We start from the raw sequence: 24,608 nt of genomic DNA, 5'->3' as shown, positions 1-24,608 counted from the left end.
TTGATTAATGTTAATTACTTTAAATATTGCTTTTAATTCATTCTTGGGAATTACTTCAACAAAACAAACACCTACTGAAAATTCAGAAATATAAAAACTGGTTTCATTAGGTGTTTTTTTTTGAGTAACTACTCATATACAACACCTTAACACTTAAAACAATATTAAATCGAATAAAATGATTTGTATTTCGTGAAATATTAAACTTTTATTATTTTCAATATTTCCTTTGCTCCATTTTCTGAAACAACTTTTAAAAGATACACCCCTGATGACAATTCAGAAATTTCAAAGTTCCTCTCATTCCTAGGAAAACTCTTAACCAATTGTCCATTCATATTATACACCTCTACTTGAACTACGTTTTCGGAAAGCGTAAATGTTGATGAAGATAGATTTGAGTATACCCGAATAGCATTTTCCTCCTCTAAATATATACTGCTATTACTAAGAGGCTCACATGAAGCAGCAGCAGCAGTAGCATTTGGACCTTGTACATTCATGTAATCAATATTACACAAACCCGTATCACTCACGGATTCCAATCTTATATCCTTAATTCCTTCTGATAAATTAACAGTAACAGAGGTTTCTCCCCAAACCGCCCAATTCCCTGTAGAACTAAGCGTTATATTATTTAATATAGGCTCTCCATTTACTAATAAATTAGCTATTCTATTAGTTGTAGCTGCATGTCTCCATGTAAACGTATAAGAACCTTCATCTCCAGATATTTGCCAATCTATACCATTCGCAGCTGCATTATCAGTATTGGCAAAACCATCTCCTGTGTAACCTGGTTGATTATCATTAATCTCCCCATCAACGGAACAAAAACCAGTCTCGTTTTCTTGTATCATAAAAGAGCTTATAATTTCACTATTATCTCTTATTAATAATTCATTAGAATTGAATTTTTCTCCTGGAATAAAGCAATCGTTACAAATTACATCTGAAAGGAGTACCATATTGTCTGTACCAACTTGTGAATTTTCGTCACTCTCAGGCATTATATAGCCTAACATAGCCACCCATTCTGTTTTTCCGTCATAAGGCTGATAGATATCTCTATCTGTAAAATCCGGATGTATAAACTCTTTTCTTCCACAAATAGCATAGGGATCTGTAGTCAAATTATAACTACCAGTATCATTGTCTTTTATCAAAAATAAAGGCACCGAGTTTGTAACCGGAAGGGCATAAGTGTATGCTATCGGTTCAGAATCTGTCGTTGGCATAGAATTCGTGAAAATATTTTGATCATCTACACTAGTAATGTAAAGTGGCAACATTTCAGATGCTTCCTTACTAATGTCTACAATACCATATTCTACCTTATCAACTAAATCATACGATTTTTGAATAACTTCATCTCGTTCTCCCAAAACCATATAAATACGTTTAAAAAAGCCCCTACCTGGCCCAACGTCTGTGCCGTTGTTAAAAGCCGTCATAATAGTAATATCTCTGGTGGAATTAGGAACCCCAGAGATACCAATACTACATAGTGATTTTCTAGGTTGCCAACTTTCTCCATAATGCTTATCCAAACCATGAACAGTACTTATGGTTAACGCTGAAGGATTATCCATTCCATTTTCATCTAATAGCGTTGTTTTAGCTACCCAACCTCCTGCATCGGCGATATTAAATCGAGTCGAATAAGTACCTTCAAACTGCTTAAAACTAACTCCGTCAGGCATAGATTTTATAGAGTTTGCAAATACTGAGAGACGCATCATAGCCCAAGGCATAGCAATGTCTCCATAAGTATTAGATCCGAAATTATATCCGTAATAGGTAATCTCTAACACATTATCGCCTATATGACGATATTTGTGGTAGAACATTATATCTCCTCTATTTATACTTGGTTTTACAACGGGACCCCAGTTAACACAGCTATAACTTCGATCACCCTTATCAAATTTTTCAGTAAATAATGGATGATAAAAAGGAGTTTCGGGATCCATAACAGGATCAAAATCTGTACGAACATACATACCAGCTCCATGAACAAATCCATTTGCGTAAGGAATACCATCCATCAATACACTATCATCATGATTTATTTTATCTCTCCATGTTTGAAGGACCACATCATCTACCCAAGGACTCTCACCTCTAGCACCTGCTTGCGGTGGAATTAACTCCCCTGTACCTTCTAAAATCCAAGAATATATTTGTCCTCCTTTACCTATTCTAATAGACAAATCAAGATCATCTGATGTATGATTCAATTGCGTATGAAAAACATCATCTTCATCCCAAGGTTGACCTGGAAACCAATCTGACTCTGTCCAGTTTTCATCTGCAGTAGTTAATGATAAACTACTTGTTCCTTGCGTTGCCGTTGGTGTGATGCCAAAAGCATCAAAAACATTAAAAAAAGAATTTTGCCCTTGTACTTTAGTAGTGGTAATGACAACTAACAAAAACACAAGTTTAACTATCAATATTTTCATAATCATTTATTTGTAGAAAAATCTTACTATACTAAAGCAAAGACTTAGATAGTTGTTGAATTGGGATGTTAATTTTAAATTATTTAATCTTTATATTAGATTTAATTGAAGCAATATAAAAATCAATCTTTTCTGCTAAGTAATCAGAATCAGACGAAGGGTTTTCAGTTACTGTATAATATTTTTTACCATTAGAATGCCCAGCAAGTGGCTTTCCAAAAACAATTTTAAATTGCGTATATTCATTTATGTTTGATGCATCTTCTTTATCGACTTTAATAGTCCCCTTAAGCGTTTGCCAACCGGGTTTAAAATCTTTTAAATGGCATATTTTGTACCTTCTTTTAACAGCATCTCCATCAATAATAAAAACAATTTTACGTTGCTCTTTTGGCACAGTACTTAAATCCAAACCATCCATCTCTAAATTTACTGAAACATATATTTTTACTTCAAAATTAACAAGTAAAATATCTTCAATTTTCTTGCTTTCTAGATTATTTTTAAATTGAAAAGTAACAGATGGAAAACCAGATGTGCTTTTTGCATTTTTTGTAAACTTAAATGCTTTATGCATATTAACCCCTTCTAACTTAGGTATTAATGGAGTGGCAGATATAAAACTAAAATCATCTTTAGACAATTTCTTATCTTGACTTGATATATCTGCTAACTCCATGTTTTTTATACCATTTCCATAATCTAACCATATTTCGGAGCAATTTTGAGCATTTATGGAGTAAGAAAACAACAACGCCAAACTAATTAAATATATTCTTTTCATTATAATACTTTATTTTATAATAAAAATGAGGTTATGTTATAATTATAAACAAAACCTCATTTCTTATTTACTCTTTCTTATTTTTTCACAAAACGCTAAACCGTTTTTTTACCATTTTCTGATTCCATCTCAATAAGATAAACACCTTTAGAAAAACTACTTATATCTATTTGCTTTACATTAGACTCTTTAACTAGAGAACCTATTGTATTAAAAATTTTAACCGATTCTACATTATTAGATAAAAATATTTTACCTTCTGCTGGGTTAGGATAAAACAAAAGTGACTCAGTTTTATTAATATCGTTATTAGTAGATAATACAGTTGCATCTAAGGCAGTATCAGATACTATACTACTAACATAAATAGATACGTCTTCCTCTAAAAAGTTAGTACCATCTGTGTAATACTTAAGAGTTCCACCAGGCTTTGTTGTAGTAGAACCTAAAACAAGTGTCGCTTGATCATATTGGTTTAAATTTGTAGCATCTTGAGTTCTAATTTGAACCTTAAAATCTAACTCTTGCCACCCCGTATTAAAATCAATCTTAGCACCTAAAGGTCTTGCACTTGTTCTTGTACTAGCTACTCCATCAGAATCTTTTAGTTGCAATGTAAACCTCATGTCAGCTCCTGTAGAAGTTACTAAACCAGCTAAGTCTACTCCTGTACTAGCATCTGGATCTGCAACTATATAAACACTAACCTTTACATTAATATCGATGGTAGCAGTAACTTCTGCATCGTCTAAATCCCCATTAAGCTGAACTGTAAAGCTTGGAGTTTCTGAAGTTGCAACTGTACTAGCTTTCACATATTTAAATGCTGTCTGGTTTGCAGCACCTGTAGGTAGAGGAACCGCAGGCGAGTCTGAAGTGTAATCATAAAACAGAGAAGATCCTGGTTCATCTTGAGATGCAATACTAATTACAGCCCCATAGTATTCTGAGTTTCCATAATCCATCCAAACTTTATCAAAAGTTTGTGAACTCGCAGTAAACGAACCAATACATAAAGTTAATAGACTGCTTAAAAATAATTTTGTTTTCATAAAATATTTAGTTTAAATGTTAATAGAGGGTAAAACTAGCTAGAAATCACATTATTTTGTTTCTCTAATTACTTCTTTTATTGCTTATTTCAATTTATTTAAAAATAAAAAAGCTTTTGCAGCTAGCTATTACAGTAGTCTCTTATAATATTCAGAAGTACTTTAGAATATGCTTAACTAATTAAATAATATCACTAATCATTTTCTTCTTATTAGAAGTCTGAAAGTTGTTTTTTCTGCTTTTTCTAAATCGTTATTTGAAGTTTATTTATCATCGTCAAACCAAGATTGAATAATAATTCTTGATTATGGAGGCGTTTCACCTAAGTAGTATTTAATGAGAGCTGTTTCATCATTTTTAATGTCCTGGTTTACATTGTATACCAAATTAAATAATTTTGTTTCGGGATTGTAATTTGTTTGCCAAAAATCTTTTCCATGTACCGATTGGTCTACAACTTTCCATTCACCACGATAGTATTTCCATAGCACTGGGTTTGTCACAGAACTTAGTCCAGAAAAAACAATAGGAACATATCCTTTTCCTCCAGTAAGGGTAACAAGTCCTGTGTTATTAGAAGTTTCAACAGTTAAAGGGTAAGAGGTGTGAATAGTATTTGTTGATGATGTTGCTCTTATTTTGTTACCAAGAGACTCTCTATATAACAATTCATACGAATTTCCATAAGTAGTTAATGCATTTAAGAAATTTTCATTAGGTCCATAATAATCTACAACTTGTTTAGGGAATACAACAACTTCTACTAACAGCGCTATTTTATCTCCTTTAGTAAAAGAAGTTACCTGAGGAGGTGTTACCAAACAATAGGAAGTAGGATTGATATCTTTTTTTTCTGAATATCCTTTAGAACTAGATCTTTCCATTACGTAGGGCGTGTTGTTTTCAATTCCTCCAAAAGTTGCTGAATAATTTCTGATAATCATTCCATTATTTGTGTCAATTTCTTTTTTGTTTTTAGCACCTTCTTTGTACAATCCATCTCCTGCCCATAGCCATGGGTTATCTCCATTTAGGGCAATTTCACTTGTAGTGTAATCATTAGATCCATTATTTGTGGGGGTAAATTGACCAATCATACCAGAATCATTTCCGTAAACAACACTTTGTGAATTAAAATAGTTATAAAAATCACCTCCTAGTTGAAAAATATCAAATCGATTAAAGGCTGTGTTTTCAAGTGCTTCTACGTTTATTTTGTAATAAATTCTTGTAAAATCATCGGATCTATTTATGTGAAATGTATAATCAAACTTTAGTTTTTTGTCTTCAGATATTGCTGAAATCGAAGTTTCGGTTAAGTTTGGGGAATATGCTTTAAAATCTGTTTTTACTTGTGAGTGATAATTTCTACTTCCAGTTTCGTCTTCGTAAACAAGGATGTCAATTCCACCAACATTACCTGTCCATCCACATTTTTCAGAATTACCTCCATAAGCTTCATTGGTCACTAAAAAAGGACGAACATCTGCACCAATGGTATTTCCATATTCATAATCAGGAGAATGTGTTATAGATTCTCCAAAACTTCCTAAGGCTGCTTCTAGCCATGCTCCTCTAGGAAATCCTGCTCCAACGACTGATAATTGGTGAGAAGATGCCGTGTAGGTTTCCCCCCATTTTGCACCTGTTTTTTTGTAAACGAGATTCATTGTTGTGTTTGCAGGAATAATTATTTCGGTATATTCTTTAATCCAAGAACCTGAATAAAATTGTGAGGTAGTATCATGCCAGTTTTTAGAAACCTGAAGAGGCAAACCTGATGGATCTCCATTGCTGTTACAAATTATCGAATTAAAACCAACTATATTACCTGGGGGAATTTGTCTGAAACATAATTTAACGCTTTGTTCTTTAGAAGATGAATTTTCCAACGTTAAATTAATACTTTGTAATTTATCTGTTGTATCGCAACTACCATATCCCATTGTGTATTTGGGAATATCAATATAATGCATACCTTCATCTTGATTATATGAGATGTTTGATATTTTTTTAACTGAAGGTAATGTTTGTGAAGCTGTAATACTTATTTCTTGTTCATCTCTAAAAGCTTCTTTGTATTTAGTAGCTATGTTTTCTGTAATTGCACAGAATACAATACTTACTTCATATGCAGTATTAGTTAGTAAGTCTTGTTGTGTTGTTGTTACGGTGATATTATTACCATTAATAGCTACAGATTCTGCAAGAACTCCCCCTTTTACAACAAAACCTTTATTATTAATTGCGTAAGCATGCAATTGACCAGATTTGTAGTATTGGTTGTATTCTGCTGGAATATCAATAGATAGTTGTAGTTGACCATTGGTAATATTTACCGTAGGTTTTACGTGAAAAGTAATTTTAAAACGATTATGCCAATTAGTAAAATCAATCCCTGTGTAATAAGTGTCTATAGATGGCTTTCCATTAAAATTGGTACTTACAAATCGTCTGTTACTCCAATTTCCAAATTCGGCTAATTGACTATCCTTTCTTCCTGTATTTGTAGGTGTATCACTTTTATCGTAAACAATAGCACCATTTTGAAGAATGGCATAGTTAATATCACCTTTATAATTAGTTGGAAAAATAGATGAGTTTAATTGCGAGAACCCTTGTTTTTTTGATAAAGAATGTTCGTTAACCAGTAGGCTATTTATAGAAAGGTTTTTATAATCTATGTTTAATGAATAGCTACTGGTGTAATTGGTAAAACTTCTGTTTTCTGAAATAGAAGTTTTCCAATTGTTATTCCAATAGGTATAATTATATGAATTAGTATAGTTGTCATAAGATTCTTGATTTACGGCTGTTAAACTGCTTTGAGAAAAGCAAATATTACTAATACTTATAAGTAGTAATATTAGTGAGAATCTTGATGTTATAAAACTGTTTTTTAGATGTTTGTTCATTTTTAAAGTTGAATAAATATTAATAATACGGTAATGATTTATGTTTAACATACAGGAATCTTTACTATGTATTAGTAATTTAAATATTTCGATTTGCTATATAAGTTATTTATTAGGTATCGCATATTTAGAATAATTCTCTTTTTTAGCTGTTAATTCTTTTCTGGTAGGCATTTCTGGATAACTCACTAAAAAGTTATGTTCATCAATTAAATTAATTACGTAATGCGTTGTTCCTTTTGGTAAGTCAACGATTACGGTGTTTTTAGAAGTTATCTTTGCATCTGCTTTGAACCATTCTTCGTAGTGATGTCCACCATTAGTTGTATAAATTAAATTGGCTTTTACAACCTTTGCACCATTTTCTTTATAGGTAAAAGTGACTTCATTTTTATTTTTAGATGCAACTATAGCTGTAGGTACAGTTTCTTTATGCTCTAAGTCTTTTTTATAATATGGATTGTAAGAAGGATAGCTAGCTTTCATTTCTGTTAAAAGAGAAGTAAGCTTATCATTCATTAGTTTGGCTCTTTCAGGGTCTGATGTTGCTAAGTTATTCGCTTCTTCAATATCCACTCTTTTTGATGTCCCTGTTGAGGTGTCATAGAGTTTATAAAGTTCAAATTCTGTTTTTCTTGGGTTTGGGTTATTTTTATAATCGTAATTTCTAATCAACTTATAATCATCAATACGGATTGTACTTTGATAAGAAGAATGGGGAAAATGCCACATCATAGTGGTTCTTTCTTTTCCTTTTTTATTTAAAACTAACTTAGAGTTGGTTGGGTCTTTTAACAATAGGGTTGATAAATCATCTCCATCTAAATTTTTGTCTTTTGGTTTGTCAATATTTAGCAAGGAAAGAATCGTTGGATAAAAATCAAGTCCGTTTACAGCAACGTCAGACTGAACACCTTTTTTAATTCCAGGACCTGAAATTAGTAAAGGAACTCTTGTGCCTCCTTCTTTTGCGTTTATTTTTCCCTTGTCTAGTGGGTAGTTATCTGTAATAACTTCTCCAGGATGGCTTTCCATACCTCCATTGTCAGAAGTAAAAATAATATAAGTGTTTTCGCTTAATTTATGTCCTGGCCAGCGAGGATCATCAGTAGTTTCTAAATAATTAAAAACCTGTCCTACATAATAATCTAACATCTCTACCATAGCACAATAAAAAGGGTTGTTCTGTCCTTCTAAGTCCCAATGTTTAGGGTCTGCTGGAAAAGCAACTCCTAGTTTTTTACAGTATTTTTCTAAAAGAGCCTTACTTCTCGTATGGATGGGTGAATGAACTAAAAAGGTAGCATAATACAAGAAAAATGGATCTTGTTTGTTTTCTTCTAAAAAGTTTAATGCATCTTGATTATTTTGATGAAAAGGAAAACCATTCTCATCCAATCGGTAAGGGTCAGATTCTTTATTAGTGGCAAAGTCCGTTAGTCTGTTAGGTCTTTGAGGACTTGTAACACCACGATTTGCTGTAGATACATCAAAACCTTGATCTGTTGGTTGAGGGTAGGCAGAGTGATCGATAGCCATGTGCCATTTTCCTGAATGACCCGTTTTGTAACCATTTTGCTGTAGCACTCGAGCCAAGGTCATTTCGTTTTCTGGCATACGTCCACTGTACCAAGGATCGATAATACGTTGTATGTTTTTATTGGCATAAACTGTAGGAGGTGCACCACCAACAACATGTGTTTTTTGTGCTCTTGCAGGATGATTTCCACTCATGATAGCACATCTACTAGGTGCACAAGTAGGGGCGGGAGAATACGCTTGCCAAAATTGTACTCCTTTTTTTGCGAATGCATCTAGGTTTGGTGTTTCGTAGGGAGATGGTTCGTCAATGTCGTAGCATTTTACGTCTTGCCAACCTAAGTCATCTGTAAGTATTAGAACTACATTTGGATTAGGTCTATTGTCTTTTAAATTTTTATAACTTGTGTATTGTTGTGCGTTTACGATAATAGTTAAGCTTGCTATTATAACTGTAAGAAAAAATTTTAATTTCATTTTAATAGTTGTTTTGTCAGTATTTTTTTTCTGTATTTTAAATTAAAGTGCACAGAATAAGTTTTTATTATATTTCAAGTACTTCATTGAAATTTTTTCTTATAGCAAAATTATTTTACACAGGTTTTGTACTCTCTTTATTTATTAAAGTTGTTAAAAATGCTTGTTGGTTTATTTGATGAAAATTATAAAATCTAGCAACAATAAAAATTGTTGCGTTCCTTAATCTAAATTGTTAATTTTTATGAGAATTTTAGTAGGTGTTGTCCTAAAATTAAATGTATTAGTGCCTCATTCTCATTATGGTGTCAATATGTTTATATCATGTTAAAACATTTTAATCGCTTAATAACTGTTTTTCCTTTAATAAGAAATACACATATGCAGAATGCACGAAATTTAGCATTACATATTTGTTTTATATTTAAAAGAAGAGGTATTGTAAACGTTCTTATATTAACCTGAATTTGATTAATGTTGTATCTTAATAAAAAACACACTACTATTCAGAACATTATTTTATTGTCAGGTTGAATGCAGTTAAAACTTCATTATTATTTTAAGAATTTTTGAATGTGTTCTAAGTGAAATATAATTGTTCTTTGTCTGTAAGTTTTTTTACTTTAATTAGTTATGGATCAAACTCAGGTTGTTGGGTAAATATTTCTATTTATTTGAAAATTGTTTTTTCAGAAATACTAAAAGTTTACTTTTTATTCTGTATTCCTGCTTTATTGAGTTCTGCTCCTCTTTTTTTACCGAAAGTTTCATTCACTTTTTTTCGAAATTCATCCCAGGATTCTACTCTTTTAGCTGCAATAGCTTCATCATCACCTTTTAGCTCTTGGCCTGCCTTGAATGCGGTACTGCTTTGTTCTAATTTTAATTCTAAAAGTTTTGTTTTTTCCTCAGGTGTGACTTTAATATTGCTAGCAACGAATTCGACATATTTAGTAGCATGTTTTACCACGTGCTGTGGGTAACCTTCTTGTGCTTTTGCTGTTAAAGTAACTGTAAAAAAGATTGTTAAAAGAATAATAATTTTTTTCATAATATGTTATAAATTTTAAGTTGAAACAAAGGTATTATAGGTAAGTAGTTTTTCGTTGCTTTATTCAATTAAGATGTTGCTCTATTCTTTTTAATATATTCATTAACAGCTATAGGTGTTTTGACCCCTATAAAACAAGAGTAATCTTTTAAATTTCGATTATAGCTTAAGCTGTTATTTTTTTCATTAGAATTAGGTGTTTATCAGCGTTCCATTTTTCCATTGGTGTAATACGCCCTAAGAGCCCATGTAACCTAGTATTGTTGTAAAAAGTCACATACCTTTTTAAGATTTGTTCAATTTGCCCAAAACATGTGTAATCCACTCTTTTAAAAATTTCTTTTTTTAGTATTCCATGATAGGCTTCTATATGCGCATTTTCTTCTGGTGTGGCTATATGTGTAAATTCTTGCTGAACCCCAATTAGTCCAAGGTATTCACGTACATTATTTGCAATAAACTGACTACCGTTGTCACTTCTAATAACAACGTTATCAGGGTATTGGTATTCTGCAAACAACTCTGATAAAAACGCTATCACCTTATCCTGTTTAATAGAAAAAGAAAAATAGTCTTTTAATATTCTACGAGTATGTACGTCTATGATGGATAATAAATAAGCGTTTTTACCCACATTAGGAATCCATACCATCTTTATATCCATCTCTAAACATTCCATTGGTCTTGAGGTATTTACTTTTCTGAATTTTACAAATTTACGCCCAGAACCACTCCTGTTTATCCGATTCTCTAGTTTTAGCATTCCCTGTTCTTTCATAATTCTGTAGAGCTTTTTATGATTAATCAGGTATGCTTCTTTTTTTAAGTAAGAAGTCATTAATCGGTAACCACAATCTATAAATTCATGACTTAAAATCTCTTTTATAGAAGCAATAACAGCGTCTTGATTAACCCAACCTCTAGATTTATGATAGGTGAGTTTACTAGGAGTATTACCCTTTTTACCAAAACTGGGAGTACGGTAATAGCTACTATGAACCATCCCTACCATATTAATTATGTTGGTTTTACTAATTTTATGCTTGCTATAAACAGCATTCACTAAATCTTTCTTGGATCGGACGTTCCAAACTTTTTTTTTAAAAGTTCTCGTTGTACTTCTAATTCAATTTCCTTATTGCTTAGAAGCTTACGTAGTATTCGGTTTTCTTCTTCTGCCTGCTTGTGTTCTTTACTTTTAGTATCATAGATGACTTTTAAGCCTGCTTCTCCTTGACTCTCATGTTTCGTCTTCCAACTATAAAAAGTACCTGTACTAACTCCGTATTTACGACAGGCTTCTATGATGCCGATCTCTTCTGAAATAGAGAGAATTTCTAACTTCTGATCTAAGGTCCATTTCTTGTATTTCATATCTCAAATATATTAAGTTTGAAATTTAAAAGATCACTCCGAACTTATTAGGGGCTAAACTACTTTGCACTAAAAAAGAAATTAAATTTTGATGAACTTAAAGACTTAGTTAAAGATATTCATACAATTAGGTCAGATAAATCGAATTATGTTCAGTTAACTTTATTCTCAAAAATAAACGATGACTCATTGTTAACAGAGTTAGATAATCAACTTAAGGAAAAATTAGCAAATGATGTAATATTGCACAATTCGCCTCAAGAATTGCATAAAATAAAAGAGGGAATTATAGAAGTCATTAATCCAAAAAAGTTGGAGAAATTTTACGAGTGTGACAAATTTAAAGTTAGGTTTTTAAAATCCTGGAGTAAGAATGACAGAGTTGTATCAGATAAAGAAGATTTATACTTTGAGTGTACTGAACATATATTTAATAGTCTAAAGAAAATAACAGATAAAAGTGAAATAAAATTAAAACTTTTTGACTTGAACGTAGTTGGCGTTATTGGCGAAAAGGATTCCACTTTTGGGCATTTTTATTCTCATATAGTTAGCGAAAGTACTTATCAATCAAAAAAGTATTTCAGAATAGATGCTAAATGGTATTATTTAGAAAATAAATTTTTAAAAAGAATAAATAAAGATGCAATTAACACTTATAGACAAAATGAACTTTCGGAAATTACTTTAAATGAATGGCCAAAAGATTGGGATGAGGATACTTATAATAAAAGTCATACTCAAAGTAATTACTTAGTTTTAGATAAAATATTAGAGGATTATATCGAATTATGTGACATTTTAGTCCACAAAAACAACACGCTTTATTTTGTACACGTGAAAAATGGATTTACAACTCAAATGCGAAACCTATACATTCAAGTAATTCTATCAGCAAAAAGATTGAATAATGATTTGTTCAACAATATAGGCAGTAGTTATTTCACAAAAACTATTAAAAAATACAACTCAATAAATAAAACTAAAATTGACGCTAAAGATTTACTTCAAAAAATAATTAATAATGAATTGAAAATTGAGTTTGTTATGGCATATAACAATTACTCATATATAGGAAATGCACCAGTAGATAAAATCAATTTAAGTGATTCAAATATTGCTAAATATTCTTTAGTTCAAACTGTAAGAGAAATGAGAGCATATCAACGCTTTGGAATAAAGGTTATTGATATATCGGGAATAAAAACTGCAGGTAACAATGTATATAAAACATAGCTAATAAAGGCTTTCCGAGAGGTTTGTGTGTATTTGCGAAGACCGCCAAATTTTTAAATTTGGCTTTTAGTAAAATAGAGAGAAAAATTTAAAAATTCGGCTCGTGTATAACCCGAAACGAAAGTGTCTTTTAACACGCTACTTTCCATATACAAACCGTTAGCCAAAATTATAAAAAAGCCCATGAAACTAATTTCAACTTTAATCATTTTCCTTTTCCATTTGTCATTATTCTCACAAAATATTGCGGAAGGCACAATCAAAGATTTAGAAACAAAAAATCCGATTCCATACGTGAATGTTGGAATTATTAAAAAGAACATAGGAACGGTGTCGGACTCGAACGGAAAGTTTGACTTTGAAATTCCGAAAGCATTTCAAAACGACTCAATTAAAATATCTTCAATCGGCTATAGACCAAAATCAATGCTTGTAAAGGACTTTTTATCAAACTTAAAAACTAATCCTGTGGTTGAACTTGTACCAGAGATTACGGAATTGAATGAAGTTGTAGTTACAAGTAAAAAAATGAAAGAAAAAATAGTCGGGAATAAAACTAAATCAGGAAAATTCAGAGGTGGATTTAGGAACGCAACGCTAGGTCACGAAGTCGGAATAAAAATAAAAATAAAGGATAGCCCAACGTATATTAAAAAATTTCATGCAAATGTAACATCGAACACAAGTGAAACCATGAAATTCCGAATGAACTTCTACAATGTAAAAAACGGACTGCCCAACGAGAAAATAGTCAAGGAAAATATAATATTCCCGATTAACGTAAAGGAAGGAGAATTTACCTTGAACCTTGAAAAATACAATATCGTGGTAGAAGAGGATTTCTACTGTACAATCGAATTGGTAGAAAATCAAAAATCCGAAGACGAAATATTCTTTTCAGCCGGATTTTTGGGTAACACCATGGCATTCAGATTAACTAGCCAAGGCGAATGGGATAAATCAGGTACGGTAGGAGTTGGATTTAATTACACGGTAAAGTACTAACGGGAAATAACTTTGGCTAACAAAACCTATAAACAATACGGGTTTCGGGCTTAATCGAAAGGTTTATGTATTTTTATGATGACCGCAAAATCTTTGGGATTTTGCTTTAAACAAGAAAAGAAAAAACAAAACAAAAAGATTTTGCTATTTGCGTGGCGGAAAGCAAACGCTAGTTTACTCCCGTACTGTTCATAGCTCCATCGTTGTAGCCAATTTAAAAAATGATAGAATTTCTAAAAAAATATATTTTACAAAAATGGTGGCTACCATTGATTTTGTTTCTTCTTTCGGCTTTAACCTTTCGAATATTCATATCCTCAACCGATAAAACGCTTCTAAACTTATCAGACTCCTTTCTTCTATTTACTATCTGTTTATTGCTAATTGCTGGAATTTGGCAACTCATCAAAGGAAAAGTGCATTTAGGATTATTACAACTAGCTATTTTATTTATTGGGGTTGTCGGATTAATTATTGTTTCAACTTTTATGTCAATGTTTGGACCTGACACAGATACGTTTGCGGATAATTTAAAATTACCCGAAAATATAGTGCTGGAAAAACCACTTGACACAAAAATGGGAGAAAATTTCGACGGAATAAGACCTGACAGTATAAATCAAATTATAAAAACCAAAATCGATTTTCAACTTTATAACTCTTTTCAACCGGGGCTATATGAATATGATTTGTGGTTTAATTCCAAAAAGAATGGAACAGTTTTTTTTAAAGCTTTTGAAATAACCCAAGAGATAGAACTGTCAGCTTCAAGACTAAGAGAAAGTTCTAGTATTAGAATTAATATAACTAATGACAGTATTAAGAGGTTTAGAACTCATGATGATTTCACAATTTATGAAGGAGATTGGGGAAAACCTTATGGAGCAAGATTTGAAATTTGGTTCAAACCAGACAATGAAGAAAATGAAATAAAAATACTGGAGAAAAATTATATAATTGAAGGCTGGATGCGCTAAAAACTGGCTACAACACAACCTATAAACAATACGGGCTTCGCACTTAATCGCTGGGTTTGCGTATTTTTATGAAGTCCGCAAAATCTTTTGGATTTTGATCTGGACAGGAAAAATAAATCAAAACAAAAAGATTTCGCTATATGCGTGGCGGAAAGCAAACGCTAGTTTGCTCCCGTACTGTTCATAGCTAAAACGTTGTTACCACACATTGCCTAAAATAGGTCTAAGCTGCACGGTAAATTGCAAAGTCATCGGGTTACGGCCTAGATCCCTGGCAGGATTCATATTTCCACCGAAAAGAGCGTTAAGAATCAAATGCTGTTTGAGCGATAGCGAGTTCATTTGATTTAGCGAATAAGGATGTGAAATATATCCGAAGGGTCAAGCCTTGATTTTTTTGGTTCGTTTTTTTATCAAGAAAAAAATGAATAAACAAATACCTAAATCTTTCTGAAATTGCAATAAACTAATAATCAGTACACTACAACAAATTTATTTTCATATTACCTTGGAAAGGAGTAACTTGAGAAAGTCGTGCAAGCGAGGAGCGCTTAAGCACAGAATGAACAAGTTACTCCCTACCCCTTAATTTGAACATCGATTTTTAGCAGATTTCTACGGTAATTATACCAATACTTCAAAAGGAATTTAGCTAGTTTACCTAAGCCGAAATTCTTACTCAAACGCAACTGTTACGGTCGGATTTTAGCCTGTTTATGCGCAAAAGAATTCTACACTCAAAACTAAATAGTAATCGCCAATCTTTACGGAAAATAAAAGCGGAAAAGCGTTACGTAGTCGTATGTTAGAATAAAAAACGTGTGGTAACAAACCCTATAAGTAATGCGGAGGTTTGGTGTTTAATTAAATCGTTTGTGTATATTTACTATGTCGCCAAACCAGTTTGATTAGACATTTAGAACCAAATAAAATTAAACGCAAATAAAATGCTTTGGCTAAGTGCTTAAAGGTAAGTTAAACGCAAGTTTGCTTCCGCACTACTCATAGCCTAAACGTTGTGATGCCATTTGCAATACCGCTAAGACATTTTTTTAAAGTTTATGAATAAAGGTTTATGAATAAAGAAATGGGAGATCTCCTGTTTTGTTAGTTATAAATTACAGCCTTTAGGATGGAATTATAACTCAAGTATTGCGCTTGATGGCGTAGAAAGAAGACTTTCTAAACGTTATCACGTTAAAATACTTGTTATAAGGACGTTAAAATAAAATACAAAGTCAAATAATTATGGATTTATAACAAAATAGGAGATCGATTTTTCTGTTTCCCATACTAACGTTTCATGCTTCTACATAAAAACATAAGTATGGGTAATCTTTAAAAAAATGGATCTATTACGTTCGGTATTTTAAACGGTTACCTTTTTTATTGCTAATTTTAGAAAAGTAAAAATTAAAATAAAACGGCACACAACACGCTGTATAATTTATGGCCTAAACTAACTGATATGAATAAAGGCCACAAATTATACATCTATCGTTACCAACCATATGAGAAAAACAATATTCTTAATACTATCATTATTGATTTTCCAAGTCGGAATTTCTCAAAACTTAACTGAATCTGATTTAATTGGAGAATGGGAGTTTATAGAATTGCAAGATGAGAATGGAGAAAAGCAAACTAAAATTCCTTTGATAAGATTCGGAAGAGATATGGGAATTGAAAATGTGAATAGAGATAGTTATATTTTCAATGAAGATGGAACATATAAAAGTTTTAATCCGTTGAATGTGTCATTTGGAACTTGGTATTTTGACAAAAAGACTCAAGAGATAAATTTAGAATTACAAATTGCACCTGACAGTCCATATTTGCCATCTCTGAAAAAAGCAAAAATTGTAAAGAAAAGAAAAGACGGATTTTATTATCAGAAACCTGTAAAGGAAAAAATATTGATTTATTCAAAAGATGGAATGACAATAGCAGATAGAGAAAAATACGTTTTAATTTACAAACGGAAATAAATACTGTTTACAACAATAGTAACCGTTGCACAACTCCATAATTTATAAAATAATGGCCTTTATAACCGCCTTTTAAGGCGGTTTCATTTTTCAATTAGTTAAGTAACTGGTTATTTTTGAGGTGCTTAAACATGAGTTTTTTAGAGCATATAAGGTCTTTTTTAGAAGAATGAATAAAGACCCCATTCCTGCTCCACTTTTTACGTGTTTTTGAGTGAATTTCAGGTACTCCTGCCTGCCGGCAGGCAGGTCTTCAGATTATAGGCTATTGCTGATAGGTGCATCACCTTATTGGCTTGTTTTAAGCCTAGCGTATTTATTTTCCGTAAGCCCATAAACTGCGTTAAAGTACCAAATACGGGTTCAACTGTACTTTGCCGTTTGCCTTTCATGTATCTGCCCTGTGGACTGTGTACCCTAGCATTATTACGTTCATATTCTTCTCGGTAATACGTTACACTAAACTTCTTTTCTTGGGCACTTTTCCCTAGACAACTACTGCGCATTGGGCAAGCAACACAAACATGTTTTCGTGCCCTATATTCTTTCTTTTTTGTTCCTGTTCTATAATCATTAAACGCTTTAGTAAAGGGGATAATCTTTCCTTGTGGACACTGATAATAATCTTCTTCTCTATTATAAATAAAACCATCCGGACCACCTTTATAGGTCCCATGTGGAGGAATAAAACTTCTAAGTCCTTTCTGCTCTAAATAAGCATAGTTCTCGCCACTACTGTAGCCAGTGTCCGCAACACAATTTTCCCAAAACAGACCCTGTTGCCACAAACGCTTATGTAAACGTTCTACTATATCTGGTAATTGTTGATTGTCTTTTCCATCAGCATGATACGCCCGAATGTCGGTGATGACATGACTAGCCGTATCCACACTTAACTGACTCAAGTAATTTAGCTTCCGAGCCTTGCCAGGCTTTACACTAATCCGAGCATCTGGATCAGTAGGACTATAATGGGTTTTATTACTGGTATACTTCGAGCCTTTGTTTCCTGACCCTGGTCGTTGTCTTGATCTGTACTCCATTTCTTATTTCTGCTTTGGATAGCACCTAGTTCTTTCTTGCTCGCTGTAACGATACGCTGACCTCTATCTGACTTATCGCCTTTGCTTTTACGATGCGGTGTTTCTTTGTCCATAGAACTAAACACACGAACCTTTCGCAAATGTGCTTGCAAATCTTCTTCAGGTACTTTAAGCTCCAAAGTATCCATACTTGCATTCGCTTTTATAGGGGCAGAATCAATAGCTTGTGTATGGCCACTCACCATGCCCTTTTCTATACACATACTAAGTACTTTAGTGAAAACTTCTTCAAATACTGACTCAGGAAACAACTGACGAGTCCTACTTATCGTACTGTGCCAAGGAAGCTCCTCGTCTAAATCGTAATCAATGAAATAGAGAATATCTAATCGCATAGAACAATGCTGTATTAATTTACGGTCACTGATAATATTCTCTAAATAACCAACTAAACACAACTTGAAAAACACTACCGGATCTATACTCTTCTGGCCACTGTCGCCATAGTAACTCTTGGTTTGAACATAGAGAAAATTTAAATCTAATACACCTTTTAATAAACGATAAAAATTGTCTTGAGGAACTCGTTCGCTTAAGCGAAAACTATTAAAAAGCTTTTCTTGATATGTTTTTTTGCCTTGCATCCTTAAAGTTAAGAAATCAATCAATAATTTACTTTAACGCTATGTCAATTAATTGCTAACTTGTGCAACAGGCACACTATATATAGCAAATTGGGAGATTAGTGTTTAATCCAAAGGTCTGTTTCTATTTGCAAAGTCGCCAAATCTTTTGATTTGGTATTAAATAAGAAAAATTAAAACAAAATAAAAAGATTTGGCTTGTGGTTAAACCGAAAGTAATCGCTTATTTTCTGCCCAACTTGCCATATATTTAACGTTACCAACTATTTTGACAAACATTAGAGATGGAAAAAAAATTAAAAGTTATCGAATTTAATAAAAAGCAAAAACTTGTAGATTTTGTGAATGCAAACACAAATAAGTTGGAAATTGTATCTATTTCTGGTTCACAATATGGCTCGTATCAGCATTTTTTATGGTATTACGAAGTCTAAACGAAGCGGAAAAAATACGTACGGATTTCTGAAAAACTATATGTGGGAATTTTTACTCTTGCGCAATCGAAACGCAGACGGACTTTTTAGCAAGTTTGCGCAGACCGATTCCAGTCGAACGGAAAAAAGTACGGATAGAATTGTAAATCTGAACGGATTCAAAAAAAGGAAAATGTGACGGACTTTTTACTCGAGCGGAATAAAAAGAGAAAGGAAACCCAAAGATAACGGAACACTCGGACGAAAAAAAACAGTTGGTAACAACAGTAACCGTTGCACAACTCCATAATTTATAAAATAATGGCCTTTATAACCGCCTTTTAAGGCGGTTTCATTTTTCAATTAGTCAAGTAATTGGTTATTTTTGAGGTGCTTAAACATGAGTTTTTTAGAGCATATAAAGTCTTTTTTAGAAGAATGAACAAAGACCCCATTCCTGCTCCACTTTTTACGTGTTTTTGAGTGAATTTCAGGTACTCCTGCCTGCCGGCAGGCAGGTCTTCAGATTATAGGCTATTGCTGATAGGTGCATCACCTTATTGGCTTGTTTTAAGCCTAGCGTATTTATTTTCCGTAAGCCCATAAACTGCGTTAAAGTACCAAATACGGGTTCAACTGTACTTTGGCGTTTGCCTTTCATGTATCTGCCCTGTGGACTGTGTACCCTAGCATTATTACGTTCATATTCTTCTCGGTAATACGTTACACTAAACTTCTTTTCTTGGGCACTTTTCCCTAGACAACTACTGCGCATTGGGCAAGCAACACAAACATGTTTTCGTGCCCTATATTCTTTCTTCTTTGTTCCCCGTTCTATAATCATTAAACGCTTTGGTAAAGGGAATAATCTTTCCTTGTGGGCACTGATAATAATCTTCTTCCCTATTATAAATAAAACCATCCGGTCCACCTTTATAGGTCCCATGTGGAGGAATAAAACTTTTAAGTCCTTTTTTGCTCTAAATAAGCATAGTTCTCGCCACTACTGTAGCCAGTGTCCGCAACACAATTTTCCCAAAACAGACCCTGTTGCCACAAACGCTTATGTAAACGTTCTACTATATCTGGCAATTGTTGATTGTCCTTACCATCAGCATGATACGCCCGAATGTCGGTGATGACATGACTAGCCGTATCCACACTTAACTGACTCAAGTAATTTAGCTTCCGAGCCTTGCCAGGCTTTACACTAATCCGAGCATCTGGATCAGTAGGACTATAATGGGTTTTATTACTGGTATACTTCGAGCCTTTGTTTCCTGACCCTGGTCGTTGGTCTTGATCTGTACTCCATTTCTTATTTCTGCTTTGGATAGCACCTAGTTCTTTCTTGCTCGCTGTAACGATACGCTGACCTCTATCTGACTTATCGCCTTTGCTTTTACGATGCGGTGTTTCTTTGTCCATAGAACTAAACACACGAACCTTTCGCAAATGTGCTTGCAAATCTTCTTCAGGTACTTTAAGCTCCAAAGTATCCATACTTGCATTCGCTTTTATAGGGGCAGAATCAATAGCTTGGGTATGACCACTCACCATGCCCTTTTCTATACACATACTAAGTACTTTAGTGAAAACTTCTTCAAATACTGACTCAGGAAACAACTGACGAGTCCTACTTATCGTACTGTGCCAAGGAAGCTCCTCGTCTAAATCGTAATCAATGAAATAGAGAATATCTAATCGCATAGAACAATGCTGTATTAATTTACGGTCACTGATAATATTCTCTAAATAACCAACTAAACACAACTTGAAAAACACTACCGGATCTATACTCTTCTGGCCGCTATCGCCATAGTAACTCTTGGTTTGAACATAGAGAAAATTTAAATCTAATACACCTTTTAATAAACGATAAAAATTGTCTTGAGGAACTCGTTCGCTTAAGCGAAAACTATTAAAAAGCTTTTCTTGATATGTTTTTTTGCCTTGCATCCTTAAAGTTAAGAAATCAATCAATAATTTACTTTAACGATATGTCAATTAATTGCTAACTTGTGCAACAGGCACACAACCTATAAACAATACGGACTGCGGGCTTAATCGCAGGGTTTGTGTATTTTTATAAAGTCCGCAAAATCTTTAGGATTTTGCTTTAAACAAGGAAAAGAAAAAACAAAACAAAAAGATTTCGCTATGTGCGTGGCGGAAAGCAAACGTTAGTTTGCTCCCGTACTGTTCATAGCTAAACCGTTGTATGTAATTACATACCTAAATATAAATAAAATCTTATTAAAAAAATGAGGTTTTATTTATAAAAAAGTAATCTAATCATGACAAAATATATATATTTAATAGCTACTACAATGTTTTTGTTTGCTTGTGATATTCAAAATGAAGCAGAAAATAAACGTATCAAAGAACTTGAACAAAAATTACGAATTACAAAAGATTCTCTTACTGATATAAAAATAAGATATAAGGATATTCTTCGAAATCAAGAAAATTTTCGTGATAGTGTTATTTTTTTAAAGCAAAAGTTAAAACAAAGTTCGAGCGTGTTAAATTATCTCCCTATAGATTATAAACAAACTGTTAAAGACGAATATTGGAAACGTGGTGAATTTTACACTTCGAAAAATGAAGGTGAAATATATTGTAACGTTAAAGTTAGTGAACTTAATGGAAAAATGTATTTTTATTTTTTAGGAATACAAAATTATTCAAAAAACAATTTTAATGTGGCTCTATATGAATTAGACGAGTTAAAGCAAATAATCGTAATAGATACTTTTAAAATACCTTCAAAAGGTGCATATTTTGATCATCATACTGAAGAGAGACATCTTGATGATTCTCTATTAAAGCAACTAGACAATATTATTATAAAGGGCAATGATGTATATTATTATAAATTAAACGCCGACCGTAAAAAGGAATTTTATGTTTACAAGATTAACTCTAAGAAAAAATCAGAAAGAGTTTATGATAATATTTTATCAGATGTTTATTTTAATGAAGGCTATCCTATGAGGGCATTTTTCAACTATAACAATTCAATAGTTGCGATTACTGATGCTTATTCAATTGATTTTAGATATAGACAATTTGAATCTTTTAGCTTTAACAAATTGAATAAATTAAAAAAGATTGATTTTAATTTTAATAGTTTTTTTACAGTTGATAACGATTATATTATAGATAATGACTCAGACAAAAAACTATTTTTTGGAGGATTAGACTGGCACAATACCAAGAATATACTATATTTTGATAATAGTGGTTTTAATTATCGATGTATTTGGGAAGCTGATTTAGAAAAAAAGCAAGTGATAAAAATAGTTCCAGAACATGAGGCCATTCATCCATTTTTTATTAATGAAAAATACATAGCATATATTCAAAACAACAAAATTATGATTTGCGAATCACCACATGTTAATTAAGTTTTTCTAAACAACCAACCAAATTTATATTTTACAAACTCAAATATCAGTTTTTTCATTTTAAAGTTAAGTGTTATTATACTTAGATAAATTCAAATCACAATACAATTGGGAGTTTCATTAAATACATAAGAAAATTATAAAAAATTGATGAATAAATAGTCAGAAATAAAGAAAAAATCTATAAACATATAACAAAACTACATACAACAAAGAACTGAGGTAAAAAACAAGTAAATTCTTCCTTAATCTGAGACACTATTATTCTAGGCTCATAAATTCAAAAAACAGATTCTTGAGCTTTTTTTATTCGGTTTATTCCCTATTTATTTAGGTAATACAGAAACATAAGCTTCATCATAGGGTCTGCCAGATTTTGAGATAGCAAAGGACTGTTTAAGTAGTTTGTTAGCAACTGCTATCAGTGCCAGTTTCTTGCTCTTCCCTTTGTTCACGATTCGCTCATATACCTCTCTGCATGCCTTGTTGTGTTTACAGGCATTGAAAGAACATAGAAACAATAGATTACGAAGCTTTCTATTACCGACCTTACTTATTCTCGCTCGACCTCTTACGCTGCTCCCCGACTCTCGTATCGTTGGGGTTATACCTACATAACTACAAAGCTGTGATGCCGTTTCGAACTTACTGAAACCATCAGTGACCACTATTAGGAACAATGCGGTCTTTTGCCCTATACCAGGTATTGACGTCAACAAGGTCAATTGCTCTTGTTGGTCCTCTTTCACTAATGATAGAATCTTTGATTCAATTGCCGTTACTTCTTTATTGAGCTGCTTCTTGTTGCGTATCAACGAACGATAAACAAACTTTGAGGGTATACCTAAAACCGCTTCCCCATGTATTTTGTTCTTGGTTGCCGTTCGTTGTTTTAAATAGGCATCCAATAACCGGAACAACTGTAGACACTCACTCTGGGTATCCGTCAAAGCATTGTAAATAGGAACCTCGTTGATAAGGGCATATTCACATATAGCCTTGGCATCGCTCTTGTCCGTTTTTACCTTGGCCAGTTTCATTTGAATGAACCGCTTTATCGATAATGGATTTACTACTGAAACTACTACTCCTTTCTTGTAAAGAAACTGTGCAAGTCTGTAATGATAATAACCGGTAGCTTCCATAACGACCAATGAACTTTTGGGTAATTCCTTAAGGAATTTCTTAAATCCAATTTCATCATTCTTATACTGGTCGTGACCTTGGTTACTACCATGTACATCAAAGACATCCCTGCCTGCCGGCAGGCAGGTTTACTGATGTCAACTCCAAAAGTTTCTTTATATTTATTCATAAGAAATGTTTTATGAAAGAACTAGCTACTTCTGCTCACAACAACTTGAAAACGAGATCTAAAGTCTCACACCTGTCTGCCGACAGGCAGGGAACTGAACGTGATTTAAGTAGTAAAAGAGAGAGGATTATCAATGTTGTCGAAGTCTAAAGCTTCACCGTGTATACTAACCTTAATTCTCTCTTTTGTTCTTTCTAGTTATAGCAACAATTTACTAAGAATCAAACTTAAGCCGTATATAAAAAATTGCTAGTTTTAGCTTAACCAATGTGAGTTGCTTTGTTTGCTTGCATCCGATTTTCCTTCGGAAAATCCACGCACTCAAACACGCAACTTTCCATATACATAAACGTTGTAAGTAATTTTAAAAACCATATAATTATGAGAAAAACACTAACATTATTACTATTAATTGCTAGCTATAATTTAAGCTCACAGAATTTAGTTCGTGAAGAGCTGAATATGGAAGAATTAGAATATCTGTCCAAAAATCTTGGAGGAGGAGTTTTCAAAGCTGAACAGAAAGACTATGATGCAGCAACAAAAAACAATTTGGTTAATTATGAATATGAAATTATTTATAACGAACAGGTCATTTATCGTGGAACTATAAAAAAGCCTGGGATTGCCGGACTTTCGGAAGGAATGAATAGGACTAATGGTGTTTTTTGTTTGGAATATGATTTATTTGACACCGAAACAAAACTTGAACTGACCGAGAATCGGAAAATAAATTTATCGGAATCAGAAACAGGAAAAAAATATTTTTGGGCGGACAGATTCGAGTTTTTCCCCAGACCCTCTTATCCGTCTAAAAAATTCACGGTCAACGACAAAATAGCTGAAAATATAAAAATAAAGTTTTATAAAACTTATTATTAGTCACTTTGCGTGTAAAAAACTAATTACAACACAACCT

17 protein-coding genes and 2 pseudogenes are annotated in these 24,608 nt (G+C 32.6%); 6 read left to right on the top strand and 13 right to left on the bottom strand.

Annotated elements, in window-relative coordinates; all coding sequences use genetic code 11:
- Nucleotides 1-200: 200 nt before the first annotated feature.
- From GQR94_RS16760 to GQR94_RS16725, 8 genes are all read right to left on the bottom strand, one after another.
- Entirely contained in the window at nt 201-2,465 is a 2,265-nt protein-coding gene (locus GQR94_RS16760) for a T9SS type A sorting domain-containing protein (RefSeq protein WP_158977238.1), read from the bottom strand.
- A 79-nt stretch (nt 2,466-2,544) separates the two neighbouring features.
- Nucleotides 2,545-3,249 (bottom strand): hypothetical protein, encoded by a 705-nt coding sequence (locus GQR94_RS16755; protein WP_158977235.1) that lies wholly within the window; start codon nt 3,247-3,249, stop codon nt 2,545-2,547.
- Nucleotides 3,250-3,344: 95 nt separating this feature from the next.
- Nucleotides 3,345-4,301, bottom strand: coding sequence for a T9SS type A sorting domain-containing protein (locus tag GQR94_RS16750; protein WP_158977232.1), 957 nt, complete (start codon nt 4,299-4,301; stop codon nt 3,345-3,347).
- A 306-nt stretch (nt 4,302-4,607) separates the two neighbouring features.
- On the bottom strand, nt 4,608-7,217 hold the full coding sequence (locus GQR94_RS16745) for a hypothetical protein (RefSeq protein ID WP_158977230.1): 2,610 nt from the start codon (nt 7,215-7,217) through the stop codon (nt 4,608-4,610).
- 105 nt (nt 7,218-7,322) lie between these two features.
- Nucleotides 7,323-9,233 (bottom strand): sulfatase, encoded by a 1,911-nt coding sequence (locus tag GQR94_RS16740; RefSeq protein ID WP_158977227.1) that lies wholly within the window; start codon nt 9,231-9,233, stop codon nt 7,323-7,325.
- Nucleotides 9,234-9,939: 706 nt separating this feature from the next.
- On the bottom strand, nt 9,940-10,284 hold the full coding sequence (locus GQR94_RS16735; RefSeq protein ID WP_158977225.1) for a hypothetical protein: 345 nt from the start codon (nt 10,282-10,284) through the stop codon (nt 9,940-9,942).
- A 166-nt stretch (nt 10,285-10,450) separates the two neighbouring features.
- Nucleotides 10,451-11,347, bottom strand: a complete 897-nt coding sequence (locus GQR94_RS16730; protein ID WP_233268392.1) for an IS3 family transposase — start codon at nt 11,345-11,347, stop codon at nt 10,451-10,453.
- Nucleotides 11,347-11,658: a transposase gene (locus GQR94_RS16725; protein WP_158974992.1), complete on the bottom strand. Its 312-nt coding sequence runs from the start codon at nt 11,656-11,658 to the stop codon at nt 11,347-11,349. The genes GQR94_RS16730 and GQR94_RS16725 overlap by 1 nt, the downstream gene beginning before the upstream one ends.
- Before the next feature lie 78 nt (nt 11,659-11,736).
- On the opposite strand from GQR94_RS16725, the pseudogene GQR94_RS16720 reads away from it, so the two are divergent.
- The 4 genes and pseudogenes from GQR94_RS16720 to GQR94_RS16705 form a co-directional block, all read left to right on the top strand.
- Nucleotides 11,737-12,894 (top strand): annotated as a pseudogene (locus GQR94_RS16720) (DUF6119 family protein); the annotation flags it as partial.
- Nucleotides 12,895-13,077: 183 nt separating this feature from the next.
- Nucleotides 13,078-13,899 (top strand): carboxypeptidase-like regulatory domain-containing protein, encoded by an 822-nt coding sequence (locus GQR94_RS16715; RefSeq protein WP_158977222.1) that lies wholly within the window; start codon nt 13,078-13,080, stop codon nt 13,897-13,899.
- Nucleotides 13,900-14,120: 221 nt separating this feature from the next.
- On the top strand, nt 14,121-14,876 hold the full coding sequence (locus GQR94_RS16710; protein ID WP_158977220.1) for a hypothetical protein: 756 nt from the start codon (nt 14,121-14,123) through the stop codon (nt 14,874-14,876).
- 1,544 nt (nt 14,877-16,420) lie between these two features.
- Nucleotides 16,421-16,864 (top strand): lipocalin-like domain-containing protein, encoded by a 444-nt coding sequence (locus tag GQR94_RS16705; protein WP_158977217.1) that lies wholly within the window; start codon nt 16,421-16,423, stop codon nt 16,862-16,864.
- 221 nt (nt 16,865-17,085) lie between these two features.
- On the opposite strand, the gene GQR94_RS22705 is transcribed toward GQR94_RS16705, so the two are convergent.
- The 4 genes from GQR94_RS22705 to GQR94_RS16690 all read right to left on the bottom strand — a co-directional run bounded on the left by GQR94_RS22705 (nt 17,086) and on the right by GQR94_RS16690 (nt 20,923).
- Nucleotides 17,086-17,907 (bottom strand): transposase, encoded by an 822-nt coding sequence (locus GQR94_RS22705; protein WP_233268390.1) that lies wholly within the window; start codon nt 17,905-17,907, stop codon nt 17,086-17,088.
- Nucleotides 17,799-18,551, bottom strand: a complete 753-nt coding sequence (locus GQR94_RS22700) for a transposase (protein ID WP_233268388.1) — start codon at nt 18,549-18,551, stop codon at nt 17,799-17,801. Before GQR94_RS22700 ends, GQR94_RS22705 begins: the two co-directional genes overlap by 109 nt.
- 903 nt (nt 18,552-19,454) lie before the next feature.
- On the bottom strand, nt 19,455-19,886 hold the full coding sequence (locus GQR94_RS22695) for a transposase (RefSeq protein WP_233268386.1): 432 nt from the start codon (nt 19,884-19,886) through the stop codon (nt 19,455-19,457).
- Nucleotides 19,887-19,927: 41 nt separating this feature from the next.
- A complete protein-coding gene (locus GQR94_RS16690; protein WP_158977214.1) occupies nt 19,928-20,923 on the bottom strand; it encodes a transposase in 996 nt (331 codons plus the stop codon).
- Nucleotides 20,924-21,261: 338 nt separating this feature from the next.
- Between GQR94_RS16690 and GQR94_RS16685 the strand changes: the two genes are divergently transcribed.
- Entirely contained in the window at nt 21,262-22,374 is a 1,113-nt protein-coding gene (locus tag GQR94_RS16685) for a hypothetical protein (protein WP_158977205.1), read from the top strand.
- A gap of 326 nt (nt 22,375-22,700) precedes the next feature.
- On the opposite strand, the pseudogene GQR94_RS16680 reads toward GQR94_RS16685, so the two are convergent.
- Nucleotides 22,701-23,689: pseudogene (locus tag GQR94_RS16680) on the bottom strand (IS110 family transposase).
- Between the two features lie 381 nt (nt 23,690-24,070).
- Between GQR94_RS16680 and GQR94_RS16675 the strand changes: the two are divergent.
- Nucleotides 24,071-24,571, top strand: coding sequence for a hypothetical protein (locus GQR94_RS16675; RefSeq protein ID WP_158977203.1), 501 nt, complete (start codon nt 24,071-24,073; stop codon nt 24,569-24,571).
- Nucleotides 24,572-24,608 lie beyond the last annotated feature (37 nt).

This window comes from Cellulophaga sp. L1A9, from assembly GCF_009797025.1.
In the GTDB taxonomy this organism is placed as follows: Bacteria; Bacteroidota; Bacteroidia; order Flavobacteriales; family Flavobacteriaceae; genus Cellulophaga.
Note: the sequence above shows the minus strand (reverse complement) of the source record. Positions and strands in the feature narration are given on the sequence as shown.